This is a genomic window from Kitasatospora sp. NPDC127116 (genome assembly GCF_042677365.1).
Classification (GTDB): domain Bacteria; phylum Actinomycetota; class Actinomycetes; order Streptomycetales; family Streptomycetaceae; genus Kitasatospora; species Kitasatospora lactacystinica.
Map to the genome: position 1 here is coordinate 48,775 of NZ_JBHXTL010000042.1, position 15,960 is coordinate 64,734.

Below are 15,960 nucleotides of genomic sequence, written 5' to 3' on the forward strand. Positions count from 1 at the left end.
GGGCCGCCGATCCGTCTGGATATGGGGTGGTCGTCGTGGAGATCCGGGTGCTGGGGTCCTTGGGGGTCCGACTGTGCGGGGCGTCGGTGGTGCCGTCGGCGCCGAAGCCGCGGCAGGTGCTCGCCCTGCTGGCGTTACGGGCCGATCAGGTCGTGCCGGCGGGAGTCCTCGCCGAGGAGCTGTGGTCCGGCCGCCCGCCACGCAGTGCCCGCACCACCGTGCAGACCTATGTGCTCCAACTGCGCGACCTCATCGACCGGGCGCTCGCCCAGGGCGACGGCGGCCCGGGGGCCTCCTGCGCGAAGGACGTCCTGGTCACCTCGGCCGGCGGCTACATGCTGAACAGCGGCGGCGGACTGGTCGACCTCCAGGAGTTCGACCGCCTCGCCGGGCACGGCTACCGCGCCATGGACGGGGGCGACTTCCCGCTCGCCGCCCGCCAGTTGGCCGACGCGCTCGCGCTGTGGCGCGGCCCGGCCTTCGCCGATGTCCCGGTCGGCGGCCAACTCGCCGTCGAGGCCAGACGGTTGGAGGAGATCAGGCTCTGCGCACTGGACCAGCGGATCGAGGCCGACCTGCGACTCGGCCGGCACCGGGTGCTGCTCGCCGAACTCACCGTCCTGATCGACCGTTACCGAACCCACGAGAGCCTGCACGGCCAGTACATGATCGCGTTGCACCGCTCCGGCCGGCGGGGCGAGGCGCTTGAGGCCTACCAGCGCCTGCGGAACACCCTGGTGAGGGAGTTGGGCATGGAGCCGTCCGCGGCGCTGCGGCGGCTCCAGCGCTCCATCCTGCTCGCCGGCCCCGAACGCGCGGACCAGGAACAGCCAGTCGCGCTCGCGGACGGCGCCGGCGCCCGCACCGCCCGGCTCACCCGGGTCGGCTGAGCCGGGCCGGACGGGCCGGGCCGGCCGACCCGGGGCGCGGCGCCGGCGTCCGGCGGGACGGGTGGGGACGGGCAGGGGCGGACTGCGACGGGCCCGGTGGCTATTCGGCGAGCACGCCGGTGTTCTGGCAGGCGTGCAGCAGCCACCGACCGTCGTCCTGCCTGGTCATGACGTACAGCGGTGCGCCCTCCGAGTCCCCCTCCGGCGACCGGTAGACCTGGCGGACCTTGACGGCGGCCACGTCGGGGCGAAGGAACTGGATGTGCACCGGCTCGTACGTGACGTCGCCGTCCCAGGTCGCGGCGGGCAGCACGGCACGGGTGAACTCGGCGATCGCGTCCAGGCCGAGGAGGACCTTGCCGTGCGCGGTGGTCCAGATCGCCTCGGGGTGGAACAGTGCGAGGAACGCGTCCGGGTCCTTGGCGCGCTGGGCGCGTTCGACGGCGGCCACGACCCGTTCGATGGCCTGGATGTCCGCCTCGGGGGCGGCCTGCGCGTCAACTGCTGCTTCGGTGTTCATGTGGATCACTCTGGCACCTCAAGTGGCCTTGAGGTCAAGCCGGTCGGGGCGTTCCGGTGCGCAGCCCCAGGTAGTCGTCGAGGCGGGCGGAGGCGGTGAGCATCGCCAGGCCCCGGGTGGTCAGGCGCTGTTGCCAGCCGTCCAGGGCGGCGGCGAGCTCGCCGGTGCCGCCCGCGGTACGGATCTGCCGCAGCACGGTGGCGATGTGGTCCAGCAGGTAGCCGCCCCGGCGGAGCAGGTGGGCGAGTTCGGCGTCCCGGACGTCGGCGGGGAGGTAGCGGCGGTGGCCGGTGGTGCGGTCCCGGGCCGGGGTGAGGATGCCGGCGGCCTCCCAGGCCCGCAGGGTCGCGGGGGTGACGCCGAGTCGGTGTGCGACCTCGCCGACGGAGCGGGGGCCGGGCGCTGCGGGGAGCCCGGTTCCGGCGGCGGCGCCGCCGGTCAGGTGGCCGACGGCCTCGCGGACGGCGGCGAGGGTCTCCCGGTCGCGCAGCAACTGGGCGTGGCCCCGGTCGAGTTCGGTGAGGGCTTCGCCGATCCGGTCGGCGTGGACGGCGGTCATGACCGAGCCCGCGGTCGCGTACCCGTACGCCGGGACGAGGGCGAGGTAGGCGCGCAGGGCGGCGGCGTGCAGCTCGGTGTAGATCCGGTATCCGGTGGGCGTGCGTTCGGCGGGCGGGAGGCAGCCGTCGCGCTCGTAGTTGCGGATCGCCTGGGTCGAGATGCCGTGCTCGCGCGCGAGGTCGGAGGGTCGCATGGTCGTCCGGTCGTCTCCCGTTCCGGGTCGGGTGGGGCGAGGTGGGGCCGGGTGAGGCGGGGTGTGCGAAGCCGATCGACCGTTCGGGCTGTTTGAGGCTTTCGTCGGCGGCCTGGCGGCAGAAGCGGGAAAAGTCTCAACCGTTCCTTCAAGGATACGCTTGAGGTCCATGAACCAGGACGTGTATGACTTCATCACTCCCGCGTGCGAGCTTCTGGGGCTGGGCGAGCCGACGCACCAGGAGCCGGCGTTCGGGCTGGTCCGCAACGAGCTGTTCGCCGGGCTGGTCGACCGGGGCTTCCGGTCGATCGCCCTGGAGACCGACCGGGTGGCCGCCCTCGCCGTGGACGCCTACGTCCGGGAGGGTGTCGGCACTCTCGAATCGGCGATGCGGAAGGGCTTCACGCACGGCTTCGGGGAACTCGTCCCCAACCGCCGACTCGTCGCCTGGATGCGGGAGTTCAACCGGCAGCGGCCGTCCGGGGAGCGGCTGGCCCTCCACGGCTTCGACATCCCGACCGAGAACACCAGCGCCCCCAGCCCGCGCCGCTACCTCGAACACGCCCGTGACTACCTGGGGCTCGATCTCGACGTCGCCGGTGCGGCGGGTGAGGACGAGCGCTGGAGCCGTACGGAGGCGGTGACGGACCCGGCCCAGTCGCCGGGCGACACCGCCGACGCCGCCCGGCTGCGCTGCCTCGCCGACGACCTTCTCCTCCAACTCCACATGCGGGCACCGGAATTGATCGGATCGACCTCGCCGGCCGAATGGTACGAGGCCCGCGCCCGGCTGGCCGCCGGGATCGGACTGCTGCGCTACCACGCCCAGTCGGCGGTCCGGGGCCGCACCCCGAGCGCCCGGATCAGCGCCCTGCTCGGCGTGCGGGACGCGCTGATGGCGCAGAACCTCCTCGACATCCGCGAGATCGAGGCCCGGCGCGGACCGACCCTGCTCTTCGCCCACAACCGGCACGTGCAGCGGAACCCGAGCGCCTGGGCGCTGGGCGAGCTGGACTGCCGGTGGACCGGCGCGGGCCACACCGTCGGCACGCTGCTGGGCGAGCGCTACGCCTTCGTCGCCGGGAGCCTGGGGCGCAGCGAGGCGATCGGACTGGCCGAGCCGGCGCCGGGGACGTACGAGGCCCACCTGCGGGGACGCGGTGCTGCCTGGGAGTTGACGGACACCGCGCTGCCGGCCGACGCCCGTACCCGCACCGACACCGTCCCGCGACAGGGCTACTTCCCGCTCGACCGGGAGGTGCTCGACGGCGCGGCCGCGCTGCTGCACATCGCCGACGGCGCGGCGGTGACGGCCGGAGCCTGAGCGGCCGCCGGCCCGGGGTAGGCCCGCCGCAGGTGGGCCACCAGGGCGGCGGTCGGCGGCGAGGAGGGCTGTCCGGTCGGCCAGGCGAGCGCGATCCGGACCCGGGGGACGGGATCGGTCAGCGGACGCACCCGCAGACCGGGCAGCGGGCCCGGGTCCGGCAGCACGGCCACGCCCAGGCCGTGCGCTGCGAGCTCGGCCAACTGTGGTGGCGCGGCCGCCTCGACGCCGACCGTCGCCTCGACGCCGGCCTCGGCCAGGGCGCGCTCCAGCGCCGTGCGCAGGCCGGTGCCGCGCGGGGTGCTCACCAGGGGGTGTCCGGCGAGCGCCGCGACCGGCAGCGCGTCCCGGCCGGGGGCGGCAACACCGGCCCCGCTTCCCGAGCCCCCGGCGGAGCCCGCGCCCGTGCCCGTGCCGTTGACGGAGCCCGCCCCCGAGGCGTCCGCGAGCGGATGGTCCACCGGACAGGCAGCGACCAGCGGGACCTCCAGCACCGTGTGCAGCGCCAGCCCGCTCAGCGACGACCCGCCGTCGTCGCCCTCCCGCCCGTTCCCCGGGGTGGGCAGGCCGACGACGGCGAGGTCCAGCCGGCCGTCGCGCAGCGCGGAGAGCATCCGCGCGGTGGTGTCCTCGGTGAGCGAGAAGTCGATGCCGGGGTGCTCCTGGCGGAACGCCGCGAGCGTGGTGGCGAGTCCCGGGAAGGTCCCCAGCTCGGACGGCGGGGTCAGGGCCGCCCCGGCGACCATGCCCAGGCGCACGTGTCCGCGCCGCAGCCCGCCGAATTCCTGGGCCGCGCGGCGGGCCGCGGCCGCGGAGGCGAGCGCGGCCCGGGCGTGCGGCAGCACCGCCTCGCCGACCGGGGTGAGCCGTACGGTGCGGCCCGAGCGGTCGAGCAGCGGGTGGCCCAGCTCCCGTTCCAGCTGCCGGATCTGGGAGCTCACCCCGGGCTGGGTGAGGTGCAGCAGCCGCGCGGCCCGGGTGAAGCTGCCGTGCTGGGCGACGGTGACGAAGTACTGGAGCTGCCGCAGTTCCATAACTCCCGATCATAAGTGCCAGAACTTCCCGGTCTTGGACGGGTGTGCGGTTCCGGCCGCAGGCTGGGCGCATGGAAACCGTGCCGCAGAACCAGGACACCGGGCAGATCCACTGGATCCGCGAGCAGATCGCGGCCGAGCGCCGGGAGCTCGCCCGGGTGTTCGCCGACCTCGCCCCGGAGGAGTGGAACTCGCCCTCGTTGTGCGGTGGGTGGCGGATCCGCGAGGTGGCCGCGCACATGAGCACCGGCTTCCGGCACTCGACGGCGCGCACGCTCCTCGAACTCGCCCGCTCCGGCGGCAACGTCCACCGCATGGCCGACCGGATCGCCCGCCGCGACGCGGCCGCCATGACCGAGCGCGAACTCGCCGCCGCCATGGCCGACCACGCCGACCACCCCTGGCGTCCGCCGGTCGGCGGCCCGATCGCGGCCCTCGCCCACGACGTCGTCCACGGCCTCGACATCACGGTGGCGCTCGGCCTGCCCGTCCGGCTGCCGGTGGCGCGGACGAAGGCCCTGCTGGCCGGTGTCTCACCCCGCACCCTGCGGTTCTTCGGGGCCCGGCTGGACGGCGTCCGGCTGGTGGCGACGGACACCGCCTGGGCGTACGGCGACGGGTCGCTCACCGTGACCGGGCGGGCGGAGCACCTGCTGCTCCTCGCGTACGGGCGCCGGGTGCCGGAGGGCCTGCTGGCGGGGCCCGGCGCGGGACGCTTCACGGCCGACGCCGCGTAGCGGCGGATTGGCGTACAGGCGTACGGGCGAACGGCACGCTACCGGCGGTCGGTGTTCAGCCACTCGGTGAGGGTGGCGTGCATCAGCTCGACCTGGGCGCGGTCCGGGATCACCGTCGCCCGGGAGCCCGTGCCGTCCGTGCCGTCCGCGCCGCCGGTGCCGTCCGCGTCCTCCGGGTCGCGTGGGGCGGGCCCGCCGAGGCCCAGCCGGACGTACTCCACCGGGAGAGGCCAGCCGCCCTCAGGTTCGGGAGCGTCGCCGAACCGGACGTCCGGGTGGGCAGTGGGTGGGGATCACGCCGAGTTCCAGCCGGTGCCCGGCGGCCGTCGTGCGGGTTCCGGGGGCCCGTGACTACGATCGGAAGAAGTCCTTCCGGATGGTGGTGAGACGGAAGCCAGGTCGCCGATGGCCCCGAGGTCCGTGCAGTGGCCCCCGTACGTGCGGGTCGCGCCGTGGTTGCTGACCGCCGGCGGGCTGGTGTGGAACGCGCTGGACCCGACCGACTACTGGGGCGATCCGCTGCTGGCGGCGGCCGCCGTGCTGGCGGGCGCGCTGCTGGCGCTGCGGGACACCGTCGCGGTGGGGGCGGCCAATGTCCTCGGCATCCTGCTGCTGTCCACCCAGGACGGGTCGATCGGGACCGGGGCCGGCTTCCTGGAGCTGGCGAACACGGCGTTCGCGGCGCTGCTCGGCATCGGGGTGAACCGGGTGGTGGCCCGGCACGGGCGCCGGCTGGCACGGGTGCGGTCAGTGGCCGAGGCGGCGCAGCGGGCGGTGCTGCCGGAGCCCCCCGCGGAGGTGGGGCGGCTGTCGGTCGCGGCCTGCTACCGGGCCGCTCAGGACGAGGCGCTGATCGGGGGCGACGCGTACGCGCTGCAGGTCACCCCGTACGGCGTGCGCGGGCTGATCGCCGACGTGCGGGGCAAGGGGCTGCACGCGGTCGGGGCGGTCTCGGTGCTGCTGGGCGCCTTCCGCGAGGACTCCCACCGGTTGCCGGACCTGGCCGCGCTCGCGGACGCGCTGGAGGACTCGCTGCTGCGGGAGAGCGAGCGGATGAGCGAGGAACTGCGGCTGGAGGGGTTCATCACCGCGCTGCTGGTGGAGTTCCCGCCGGGGGAGGAGAGCGTGCGCACGCTCGACTGCGGGCACCCCGGCCCGTACCTGCTGAACCCGTACCCGCGGGGCGCGGGCGAGCCCCCGGTGCGCCGGTTGGACGCGGCGGATCCGGGGCTGCCGCTGGGGATGGGCGGACTGGGCGTGGCGCGCCCGGCGCCGGAGAGCCGGCCGTTCCTGCCCGGGTGGACGCTGCTGCTGGTGACCGACGGGGTCACCGAGGCCCGGGACACGGCGGGGGAGTTCTACGACCCGGTGCTCGGGCTGGCCCCGCTGGGGCCGTTCGCCGGGCCCGGCGAGGTGCTGGACGCGCTGGTGGCGGACGTCGAGCGGTGGACCGGTGGGCCCAGGGACGACGACATGGCGGTGCTGGCGATCACCCGTCGGGCGGAGGCGGGGACAGAGGCGGATGCGGAGTCGGACGGCTGACTGGCGGCCGTCGGTCGGTGGTCGGCAGTCGGTGGAACGGGGGCGGCGAACCGGTCGGCGGAACGGGGGCGGGACGGGTGGCGGACCGGGTCGGGCACGGGTGGTCCGTGACCGTCCGGTCACCTTGTCTACGGCTCGCTACGGTCACGCCGGTATCACGATGAGATGACGGTCGGACTGCACTCCATGGAATCCGGCCAAGTTGAGCGTCTCCGTCCGGTGGCTGGAAAGACGGCGTCCGAATACCGGACAAGGAAATGGACGGACGGGCCCGGAGCCGGTCGGAGTGCCCGTCGGCCGGTGCCGCCTAGGCCGACGGACGCCGCGGGCGGCGTGAGGGCAGGAGAAGCGGCCATAAGGAGCGCGCAAAGGCGGGCCGGGGGAGTGGCGGGATTCGGCCGACCTGCGTTCCGTCCGGAAACGGACCTGGTGCTTGCCCCGTGTCGAAGGGGTGACCGAGAGTCGCACCGATGAACGAGAAGCCCAGCCCCCGCCAGGCCCGTCTGCTCGGCCACCGCGACTTCCGGCTCCTGCTGACCGGAGCCGCGGCGGCCCAGACGGGCAGTCAGGTCACCCTCGTCGCCCTTCCTTTGGTGGCCGTGATGGTGCTCGACGCCACGCCGTTCGAGGTCGGTCTGCTGACCGCCGCCGAGACCGCCGCCTTCCTGCTCGTCGGCCTCCCCGCGGGCGCCTGGCTGGACCGGATGCGCAAGCTTCCGGTGCTGATCCGGGCCGACGTGGTGCGCTGCCTGGCCGTCGGGTCGATCCCGCCGGCCGCCGCCCTCGGGGTGCTGACCATGCCGCAGCTCTACCTGGTGGCGCTGGTCACCGGGGTGGCGACGGTCTTCTTCGACGTCGCCCACCAGTCCTTCCTGCCCGCCGTCCTGCCGCGCGAGCAACTGGTCGGCGGCAACGGCGCCCTGGAGACGGTCCGTTCCTCGGCGCAGATCGCCGGGCCGGGACTCGGCGGCGGGCTGGTCCAACTGCTCGGGGCGCCGCTCGCCATCGTGGCCGACGCCTGCGGCTACCTCGCCTCCGCCCTGCTGCTCGTCCGGATCAAGGTCGACGAGCCGCGGCCGGAGCCCGAGCCGGGGCGCTCGCTGCGCGCCGAGGTCGGGGAGGGCGTGCGGTTCGTGCTCGGCCACCCGCTGCTGCGGGCGATCGCGACCGCCACCGCCACGTCCAACCTGTTCTCCGCCGTGCTGACCGCCGTGCAGACGGTGTTCTGGGTGAGGGTGCTCGACCTGTCGCCGGGAGCCATCGGCGTGCTGCTGTCGGTCTCCGCCGTCGGCGGACTGGCCGGCGCGCTGTGCGCCGGGCAACTCGCCCGGTGGATCGGACAGGCCCGGCTGATCTGGCTGTCCACGGTGGTGACGGCGCCGTTCGCGCTGCTGTGGCCGCTGTCCGGAGGCGGTGCGGGCGTGGTGCTGTTCGGCCTGGCCTCCGGGGTGGTGCTGTTCGGCGCGGTGGCCTACAACGTCGCCCAGGTGAGCTTCCGGCAGAGCATCTGCCCGCCGGAGCTGCTCGGCCGGATGAACGCCACCATGCGGTTCCTGGTGTGGGGCACCCTGCCGATCGGCGCCCTGATCGGCGGCGTGGTCGCCGAGGCGGCCGGGCCGCGCACCGCGCTCTGGCTCTGCGCCGCCGGCTTCCTGCTGGTGCCGCTGCCGCTGCTGCTCTCCCCGCTGCGGCGGATGCGCGAGCTGCCGGGCCCCGACCGTACGGCCGGGCAGGACGCGGACGCGGAGGCGGACGCCACCGACCAGGAGAGCGCGGTGAGCCCCGGCACGTCCTGACCGGCCGCCCCACCCGCGCCTTCCGCACCCGAACCCCTCCTGCCGACCGAACCCGATCCCTTCTGCCGACCGAACCTGATCCCCGCACGTCCCGGACCCGAGCAGGGCACCGGCCGATCCCCCCTCGACCGATCCCCGACCCGAGCCGCGACCGGAAACCGGAGACCGTTCCCGTGCACGCCAGCATCACCGCCGCCTACCTCGCCCGGTACCGCTCCGCCGCCGCCGAATCCCCGGTGGAGCTGTTCCCGTTGACCGGCGCCCAGCGGCGCTTCCTGATTACCCGCCGACTCGCTCCGCAGAGCCGCACCGACGTCGTCCCGCTGTTCTTCGCCTACCCGTGCGGCACCCTCGACCTGGGCCGACTGGCCCGCGCCGCGGCCGCCGTGGCCGCCCACCACCCGGCGCTGTGCGGCGGATTCGCGACCGTGCGCGGCACACCCGTGCTGCGCACCGGCGGCCCCTCCGCCGAGGCCGCCCGGATCGCCGTCGCCCCCGGCGGCACCGCCCGCGCGGCGCTGCGCGAGGCCCTGGCGGACTGGCCCGCCGACGGACCCGCGCTGCGCCTGCTGGTGGCCGCGGACCCGGACGGGGACGAGGAACTGCTCGCCCTCGCACTGGACCACGCCGCCTGCGACGAGCAGTCGCTCGGCCTGCTCACCGCCGAACTCGGCGCCGCGTACGAGCGGGACGAGCCACCGGCGGACGGGCCCGACCCCCGGGCGCTGGCCGATTACCGGCAGGCCGTCGAACTGCAGCTCGCCGCCGAGGACGCCGCCGGCGGCCCCGCCGCCCAGGCCCACTGGGGCCGCCGGCTGGGCGGCCTGACCGGGGCGGGCGGCGGCGCGGCGACGTCCACCGGCATGCTCACCGAGCGGCTGCCCACCGCCGGGGGCGCCGCCCGCGGCGCCGTCTTCCCGGCCCTGCTGGACGCGGTCGGCTCGGCCCTGCACCGGCTGCACGGGGCGGCCCGGGCGGACGGGGCGGCCCGGCCGGAGACCGGGGGAGGGCCGCTCGCCCTCGGCTACCCGTGGGGCGGACGACCGGCGGGCGCACCCGCCGCGCTCGGCTGCTTCCTCAACACCTTGGTGCACCCGGCGACTTCGGGCCCGGTCGCGGACCTGGACGCCCTCGCGGACGCCTGGTGGGACGACCTCGACCAGGCCGGCACCCCCTTCGACGAGGTGGTCCGCGCCGCCCGCACCGCCGGGGCCCCGTGGTCGGGCGCCCTGGACGGCCTGCTCACCATGGAGGACCTGCACCGCCGCCCACCGCTGGTGCTCGGCGGCACCCCCGGCCGGGAGACCCACCTGGACGGGCGCCCGCTCGCCGCACCGCTGGCCGTCTCCGCCTCGCACGGCGACGACCTGCTGATCCGGCTGGCCTGGGACCGCGACCGCTTCCCCGAGGCCGACGCCCGGGCCGCCTTCGGCGAACTGCTCGCCGTGCTGCGGCACCACCTGCACGCCCGGCCGGTCCCGGTCCCGCAGGCCTGAGGCGCCCGGCCGGCCGCGTCGCCCACCCGAGCCCGCCCGCCTGAACCCGCTCACCTCGTACGCCCGCGTCCGCACGCCCCACCCCGCGGGCCCCGAACTCCCGCGACGGACCCACCACGGACCCACCACGGACCCACGACGGGTCCGCCACGAACCCACCACGCCCGTCCGCGCGCGTCCGACACGCCGCCGGACGGGACCCCGGGCCCAGGGCCGCACCTCACCCCGGTACGCCCCTGGGCCGCCGGCCGGCACGGGAACACCCCACGTCCGCGTCCGGCCACCGCAGTGCCGACAAGCCCACCACACAAGGGAATCGACCATGTTCGCACTCTCTCCCTCGCAGGAGATCGTCTGGCTGCACGAGCAGATGCTGCCGGGCAGCCGCGCCTACAACTTCACCGCCGTCCTCGACCTGTGGGGCACCCTCGACCGGGACGCGCTGCACACCGGCCTGGCCGCCGTGCTGGCCCACCACCCCGGTCTGCGGCTGGAGTTGGTGCCCAGGCCGGAGGGGCTTCCCGGCCAGCGGGTCGCCGACGTCTGCGAACCGGAGCTGCGCCACAGCGACTTCGCAGCCGAGCAGGACCCGGAGGCCACCTTCCGCCGGCTGCTCGCCGCCGAGGCCGAGGAGCCGCTGGACACCGAGCGGGCGCCGGTGCTGCGCTGGCACCTGGTCCGGCTCGGCGACGACCACCACCGGCTGATCCACGTCGAGCACCACCTCGTCCACGACGGCCACTCCTTCGCGATCCTGCTGCGCGACCTGTTCACCGTCTACCGCGCCACCGTCCTCGGCGAGCCGTACGAGCTGCCCACCGCGCCCTCCTACGAGGACCACGCCCGCGCCGCCGCCGACCTCCCCCGGGACCGCGGACTCGACTTCTGGACCAAGGAGCTGACCGACGCCCCGCGCGAGGTCACCCTCCCCGGGCTGGCCCGGCCGGGTGCCGAACGGCGCCACCGCGGCGGCCAGCTGCGCCAGTCGATCGGCGCCGACCTGGCCGAGCGGCTGCGCGAGCGCAGCAAGGCCGACGGCCACACCCCGTTCAGCACCCTGCTCGCCCTGTTCGCCGAGCTGCTGCGCCGGCACAGCGGCCACCGCGAGGTGGTGATCGGCACCGCCGTCGGCAACCGCCCGGAGGGCTTCGAGGGCACCGTCGGCATGTTCGTCAACACCGTCCCGCTGCGCCTGCGGCTCGACCCGGCGGTCCCCGGCACCGACGCCGTGGACGAGGTGACCGACGTCCTGCTGCGCGCCCTGCCGTACCAGGACCTGCCGGTCCAGGAGCTGACCCGCCGGCTCGGGCTGCACACCACCGGCGCCGACAACCCGCTGTTCAACGTGATGTTCAGCGCGCACGACGCGGCACTGCCCGACGTCCAGGCGCCCGGGCTGGAGGTCTCGCTGTACGAGGGCTTCAACACCGGCACCACCCGCTTCGACCTCGACCTGGTGCTGCTGCCCGACGACCGCCGGGTGGTCGGCGAGAAGCACGGCGCCGCCGGGATGACCCTGGTCTGGGACTACGACGCCGACCTGTTCCGCGAGTCCGAGGCGGTGCTGCTGTCCGAGCGGCTGCTGGAGCTGCTGCGCTGCTACCTGGACCGCCCGCAGGCGCCGATCGCCGGGCTGGCCCCCGCGCCCGAGGCCGAACCGGCCGCCCCGGTCACCCCGGCCGCACTCGACCCGGCCGCCGCCCACGACCCGACCTCGCTCGCCCTGCTGGCCGGCACCGAGCGGATCAGCTACGGCGAACTCGACCGCAGGGTCACCGAGTTGGTCGAGCGGCTGCGCGCCGCCGGAGTCACCCCCGGCCAGCCGGTGGCCACCGTGCTGCCGCGCGGCGCCGACAGCGTGGTCGCCCTGCTCGCCTGCCTGCGGTACGGCGCCGTGTACGCGCCGCTGTCCACCGAGGACCCGGCCGCCCGGCTCGGGCTGCTGCTGGAGCGGCTCGGCCCGGCACTCGTCCTCGCCACCCGGCAGAGCGCGCTGGCACTGCCCGCCGAGGGCGTCACCCCGGCGCTGCTGGACGGCCCCGCCTTCCCGAAGGCCGGGCCCGCCGCCATGCTGGACGGCGCCGCCTACGTGATCCACACCTCCGGCTCCACCGGCGTGCCCAAGCCCGTCCTGGTCGGCCGCGAGGCCCTCGCCGGGTACGTCGCCGCGATCGCCGACCGCTACCGGCTCACCTCCGCCGACCGGGTGCTGCTGTTCGCCCGGCCGTCCTTCGACGTGGCCCTGGAGGAGGTGCTGCCCGCCCTCACGGCCGGCGCCGCCCTCGTCGTGCCGCAGCGCGAGGTGCCCACCGGGCCCGAGCTGGTGGCCGTGCTGGCCGCCCGCGGCGTCACGGTCGCCAACCTGCCCACCAGCTACCTGCTCGCCGTCCGCGAGGACCTGCGCGAGGCGCTGCGCGACGGCCGCTGGGCGCCCCGCCTGCTGGTGCTCGGCGGCGAGCGGCTGCCCGCCCGGGCGCTGGCCGGCCTGACCGGGGCCACCACCGTGCTGAACGCCTACGGCGTCACCGAGGCCACCGTCACCTCCACCGTGTACGAGGTCACCGACGCCGACGTCACCGAGGACGGCGAGATCCCGCTCGGCGCCGAACTCGACGGCGTGCGCATCCACGTCCTGGACGACACGCTGCGCCCGCTCGCCCCCGGCTGCGTCGGCGAACTCGTCGTCGGCGGACCCCTGTTGGCCGAGGGCTACCTGGGACTGCCGGAGCCCACCGCGGCCCGCTTCACGACCGTCCCCGCGCTCGACGACGCCCGCGTCTACCGCACCGGCGACCGCGGCTACCGCGACCTGGACGGGCGGCTGCGCTTCCTCGGCCGCGCCGACAACCAGGTCAAGCTGCGCGGCCACCGGATCGAGCTGGAGGAGATCGAGGCCGCGGCCTCCGCCGAACTCGGCGGCCGCTCCTGCGCGGTGCTGCTGCACACCGACCCGCAGACCGGCCCGCGCCTGGTCGGCTTCCTGGAGGGCGCCGAGCGCCCCGACCAGGCCGCGCTGCACGAGGCGCTCGCCCGCCGGCTGCCCGGCGGACTCGTCCCGGCGAGCTGGACGGCCGTCGCCGTGATGCCGACCCTGCCCGGCGGCAAGCCCGACCGCACCGCCCTCGCCCGCCTGGTGGACGAGGCCCCGGAGGCGGAGGAGGTCGAGCCGAGCGAGTTCACCGACCCCGGCCAGCAGCTGATCGCCGCCGCCTGGCGCGAGGTGCTCGGCCACGACCGCTTCGCCGCGGACTCGCACTTCTTCGAGGTCGGCGGCCACTCGCTGCTCGCCGCCCAGCTCGCCGCGTACCTGGAGCCGCACCTCGGCAGCCGGCCGCCGCTGCGCACCCTGTTCCGACACGCCGTCCTGGCCGACCAGGCCAAGGCCCTCACCACCGGTGGTGCCAAGTGACTTCGCCCTCCGCCGTCCTGGAAGCCGGCCACCGCGAGCTCGTCGAGGCCTTCGAGAGCTTCGTGCGCCGCGAACTCGTTCCGCTGGCCGCCGAGCTGCCCGAGACCGCCGACCAGGTCCCGGCCGACCTGCGGACCTACGTCCGCAAGCGCTCCGCCGCCCTCGGCTTCTACGCGGGCGACTACCCCGAGGAGCTCGGCGGCGCCGACATGCCGTTCACCGCCGTCGTCCTGCTGCACCACGCCGCCGGGCGCAGCGGCTGCGTGCTCGCCCCGTACGCGCTGGCCGGCTCCGACGGGCCCAGCCCGCTGCTGCGGCACGGCACCCCCGAGCAGGTCGAGCGCCACCTGGTCCCGCTGGTGCGCGGCGAGCAGACCCGCTGCCTCGCCCTCACCGAGCCGCACGCCGGTTCCGACGCGTTCCACCTCACCACCACCGCCGTGCGCACCGGCGAGGGCTGGGTGCTGAACGGCCGCAAGACCTTCGTCAGCAACGCCGAGCACGCCGGGATCGCGCTGGTCGTCGCCGCCACCGACCTCGGCGACGGGGCCGGCCCCACGGCCGGCGCCACCGCCTTCGTGCTGCCGATGGACCAGCCCGGGCTGCGGATCGGCCAGCGCTACGAGGGCATGTCCGGCGAGCCGCTGTTCGAGCTGCTGCTGGACGGGGTCACCGCCGGCCCGGAGGCCGTGATCGGCGGCGAGGAGGGCGTCGGCGCGGCCACCGCCCTCGCCATCGACAGCCTCTCGCGCGGCCGTCTGGTGGTTGCCGCGATGTGCAACGGCATCGCCGAGCACGCGCTGCGGATCGGCGTCGAGTACGCCAAGGACCGGCGGGCCTTCGGCCGGGTGATCGGCGAGTACCAGCACATCCAGGAGCACCTGGTCGCCACCCGGGCCGAGGTCGAGGCCTCCAAGCTGCTCACCCTCGCCTGCGCCCGGCTGGTCGACGAGGGCACCGAGTCCCCCGAGAACGCGGCGCTCGCCAAGCTCACCGCCTCCGAGACCGCCGTACGCGCGGTGGACCGCTCGCTCCAGGTGCACGGGGCCACCGGCTGGGTGCGCGGGCACCCGCTGGAGTTCCTGTACCGCTACGTCCGGATGACCACGATCATCGAGGGGACCTCGGAGGTCCAGAAGGTGATCATCGCCCGTTCCATGGGCCTGAACTGACGAAGCGTCACCTTCGTACGCGACTTCCTGGAGATGATGATGGAACACCTTGACACGAAGGTCCCGAACGCGGACGCCCCGAGCGTCGACGCCGCGAACACCGGGACTCCGAACACCGGGACCCCGAACACCGGGACCCCGAACACCGACGCCCCGAGCATCGGTTACGGCCGTCCGCACCAGGACGGCGCGGTGCTCGACCTCTTCACCACCTGGGCGCACCGCACCCCCGACGCCCCCGCCCTGATCGACGGCGAGCAGGTCTACAGCTACGCCGAACTCGACCGCCTCGCCGACACCGTGGCCGAGGCCCTGCGCGGCAAGGTCGGCCCGGGCGACCTGCTCGGCGTCTGCCTCGCCCACTCGGTCTCGCTGGTCGCCGTCACCCTGGCCGCCGCCAAGCTCGGCGCCGTCCACCTGCCGCTCGGCCCGCGCCCCGGCGAGCACCGGCTGCGCGCCGTCGCCGAGCAGCTGCGCCCGGCCTGCCTGGTCGGCGAGCCGGACCTGCTGCCGCCCGGCGGCGAGCGGCTGCCGCTGGACCTGCCCACCGCCGGCGTGGTGGCCGCCCTGAACCCGGGCGAGCAGGTGCGCGTCCCGGCCGGCACCCACTACGCGGTGCTCACCTCCGGCTCCACCGGCACCCCGAAGGCCGTCGCCGTCACCGAGCCCGCGCTCGGCGCGCTGCTGCAGTGGTACCGCGGACTGACCGGCCTCGGCCCCGGGGAGCGGCACAGCCTGCTGATCGGCGTCGCCTTCGACCCGCACATGCAGGAGCTGTGGGCCGGCCTCACCTCCGGCGCGGCCCTGGTGGTCGCCCCCGAGGCGGTCCGCTGGGACACCGGCGCGCTCACCGACTGGTGGCGCGAGGCCGGCGTCACCGTGTCCATCCTGCCCACCCCGCTGGCCGAGCCCCTCCTCGGCCGGCCCTGGCCCGCCGAGTCGCCGCTGCGCCACCTGGTGATCGGCGGCGACCGGCTGCGCCGCGCCCCCGGGCCCGACGTCACCGCGACCGTCCACAACGCGTACGGCCCCGCCGAGGCCACCGTCACCACCACCGTGCACACCATGGCCCCCGGCGGCGACCACGGTGCCGGCGCCCCGCCGATCGGCCTGCCGATCGACGGCGCCGTCCTCCTGGTCACCGACGAGGACGGCCGCCCGGTGCCGCGCGGCACGGCCGGCGAGCTGCGGATCGGCGGCCGAGGCCTGGCCGCCGGGTACCTCGACCCCGAGCTGACCGCCCGCCGTTTCGTCGGCGCGCCCGCCGGCGTGGTCGGTACGGACCC

At 75.6% G+C, this 15,960-nt stretch carries 13 protein-coding genes; 9 read left to right on the plus strand and 4 right to left on the minus strand.

Going from position 1 to position 15,960, the window contains the following annotated elements:
* Positions 1-35: 35 nt before the first annotated feature.
* A complete protein-coding gene (locus ACFVHV_RS18935; RefSeq protein WP_359900894.1) occupies positions 36-890 on the plus strand; it encodes an AfsR/SARP family transcriptional regulator in 855 nt (284 codons plus the stop codon).
* A 100-nt stretch (positions 891-990) separates the two neighbouring features.
* Here the strand turns inward: ACFVHV_RS18935 and ACFVHV_RS18940 are convergent, their stop codons facing one another.
* Together ACFVHV_RS18940 and ACFVHV_RS18945 are read right to left on the minus strand one after the other, a co-directional pair.
* A complete protein-coding gene (locus tag ACFVHV_RS18940) occupies positions 991-1,410 on the minus strand; it encodes an SgcJ/EcaC family oxidoreductase (protein ID WP_359900846.1) in 420 nt (139 codons plus the stop codon).
* A gap of 34 nt (positions 1,411-1,444) precedes the next feature.
* Complete coding sequence (locus ACFVHV_RS18945) at positions 1,445-2,164, minus strand: TioE family transcriptional regulator (protein WP_380352236.1); 720 nt, start codon at positions 2,162-2,164, stop codon at positions 1,445-1,447.
* Positions 2,165-2,333: 169 nt separating this feature from the next.
* Here ACFVHV_RS18945 and ACFVHV_RS18950 point away from each other — a divergent pair, with 169 nt between their 5' ends.
* The gene (locus tag ACFVHV_RS18950; protein ID WP_380352238.1) at positions 2,334-3,488 is read left to right on the plus strand and encodes an erythromycin esterase family protein; all 1,155 of its coding nucleotides are present in this window, start codon (positions 2,334-2,336) and stop codon (positions 3,486-3,488) included.
* Here the strand turns inward: ACFVHV_RS18950 and ACFVHV_RS18955 are convergent.
* A complete protein-coding gene (locus ACFVHV_RS18955) occupies positions 3,401-4,522 on the minus strand; it encodes a LysR family transcriptional regulator (protein ID WP_380352239.1) in 1,122 nt (373 codons plus the stop codon). The two genes, ACFVHV_RS18950 and ACFVHV_RS18955, sit on opposite strands and share 88 nt — an antisense overlap.
* Positions 4,523-4,593: 71 nt before the next feature.
* Here ACFVHV_RS18955 and ACFVHV_RS18960 point away from each other — a divergent pair, with 71 nt between their 5' ends.
* A complete protein-coding gene (locus ACFVHV_RS18960; protein WP_380352241.1) occupies positions 4,594-5,259 on the plus strand; it encodes a maleylpyruvate isomerase family mycothiol-dependent enzyme in 666 nt (221 codons plus the stop codon).
* A gap of 38 nt (positions 5,260-5,297) precedes the next feature.
* Here ACFVHV_RS18960 and ACFVHV_RS18965 read toward each other — a convergent pair whose 3' ends face one another.
* Complete coding sequence (locus tag ACFVHV_RS18965) at positions 5,298-5,480, minus strand: hypothetical protein (RefSeq protein WP_380352243.1); 183 nt, start codon at positions 5,478-5,480, stop codon at positions 5,298-5,300.
* 184 nt (positions 5,481-5,664) lie between these two features.
* Here ACFVHV_RS18965 and ACFVHV_RS18970 point away from each other — a divergent pair, with 184 nt between their 5' ends.
* The 6 genes from ACFVHV_RS18970 to ACFVHV_RS18995 all read left to right on the plus strand — a co-directional run.
* Entirely contained in the window at positions 5,665-6,801 is a 1,137-nt protein-coding gene (locus ACFVHV_RS18970) for a PP2C family protein-serine/threonine phosphatase (RefSeq protein ID WP_380352245.1), read from the plus strand.
* A gap of 470 nt (positions 6,802-7,271) precedes the next feature.
* Complete coding sequence (locus ACFVHV_RS18975) at positions 7,272-8,597, plus strand: MFS transporter (protein ID WP_380352247.1); 1,326 nt, start codon at positions 7,272-7,274, stop codon at positions 8,595-8,597.
* 173 nt (positions 8,598-8,770) lie between these two features.
* Complete coding sequence (locus tag ACFVHV_RS18980) at positions 8,771-10,093, plus strand: non-ribosomal peptide synthetase (RefSeq protein ID WP_380352248.1); 1,323 nt, start codon at positions 8,771-8,773, stop codon at positions 10,091-10,093.
* Positions 10,094-10,415: 322 nt separating this feature from the next.
* Positions 10,416-13,502, plus strand: a complete 3,087-nt coding sequence (locus tag ACFVHV_RS18985; RefSeq protein ID WP_380352250.1) for an amino acid adenylation domain-containing protein — start codon at positions 10,416-10,418, stop codon at positions 13,500-13,502.
* Positions 13,499-14,674 carry an acyl-CoA dehydrogenase family protein gene (locus ACFVHV_RS18990; protein WP_359900872.1) on the plus strand — a complete coding sequence of 392 codons (1,176 nt, stop codon included), beginning with the start codon at positions 13,499-13,501 and terminating at the stop codon, positions 14,672-14,674. Before ACFVHV_RS18985 ends, ACFVHV_RS18990 begins: the two co-directional genes overlap by 4 nt.
* A gap of 39 nt (positions 14,675-14,713) precedes the next feature.
* Positions 14,714-15,960: AMP-binding protein (locus ACFVHV_RS18995; protein ID WP_380352252.1), on the plus strand; the 1,247-nt coding region annotated here is incomplete at its 3' end.

Excerpts from the sequence above, each read along its gene's own strand:
- ACFVHV_RS18940 (WP_359900846.1), bottom strand. The coding sequence starts at position 1,410 with ATGAACACCGAAGCAGCAGTTGACGCGCAGGCCGCCCCCGAGGCGGAC.
- ACFVHV_RS18945 (WP_380352236.1), bottom strand. The coding sequence starts at position 2,164 with ATGCGACCCTCCGACCTCGCGCGCGAGCACGGCATCTCGACCCAGGCG.
- ACFVHV_RS18950 (WP_380352238.1), top strand. The coding sequence starts at position 2,334 with ATGAACCAGGACGTGTATGACTTCATCACTCCCGCGTGCGAGCTTCTG.
- ACFVHV_RS18955 (WP_380352239.1), bottom strand. The coding sequence starts at position 4,522 with ATGGAACTGCGGCAGCTCCAGTACTTCGTCACCGTCGCCCAGCACGGC.
- ACFVHV_RS18960 (WP_380352241.1), top strand. The coding sequence starts at position 4,594 with ATGGAAACCGTGCCGCAGAACCAGGACACCGGGCAGATCCACTGGATC.
- ACFVHV_RS18970 (WP_380352245.1), top strand. The coding sequence starts at position 5,665 with ATGGCCCCGAGGTCCGTGCAGTGGCCCCCGTACGTGCGGGTCGCGCCG.
- ACFVHV_RS18975 (WP_380352247.1), top strand. The coding sequence starts at position 7,272 with ATGAACGAGAAGCCCAGCCCCCGCCAGGCCCGTCTGCTCGGCCACCGC.
- ACFVHV_RS18985 (WP_380352250.1), top strand. The coding sequence starts at position 10,416 with ATGTTCGCACTCTCTCCCTCGCAGGAGATCGTCTGGCTGCACGAGCAG.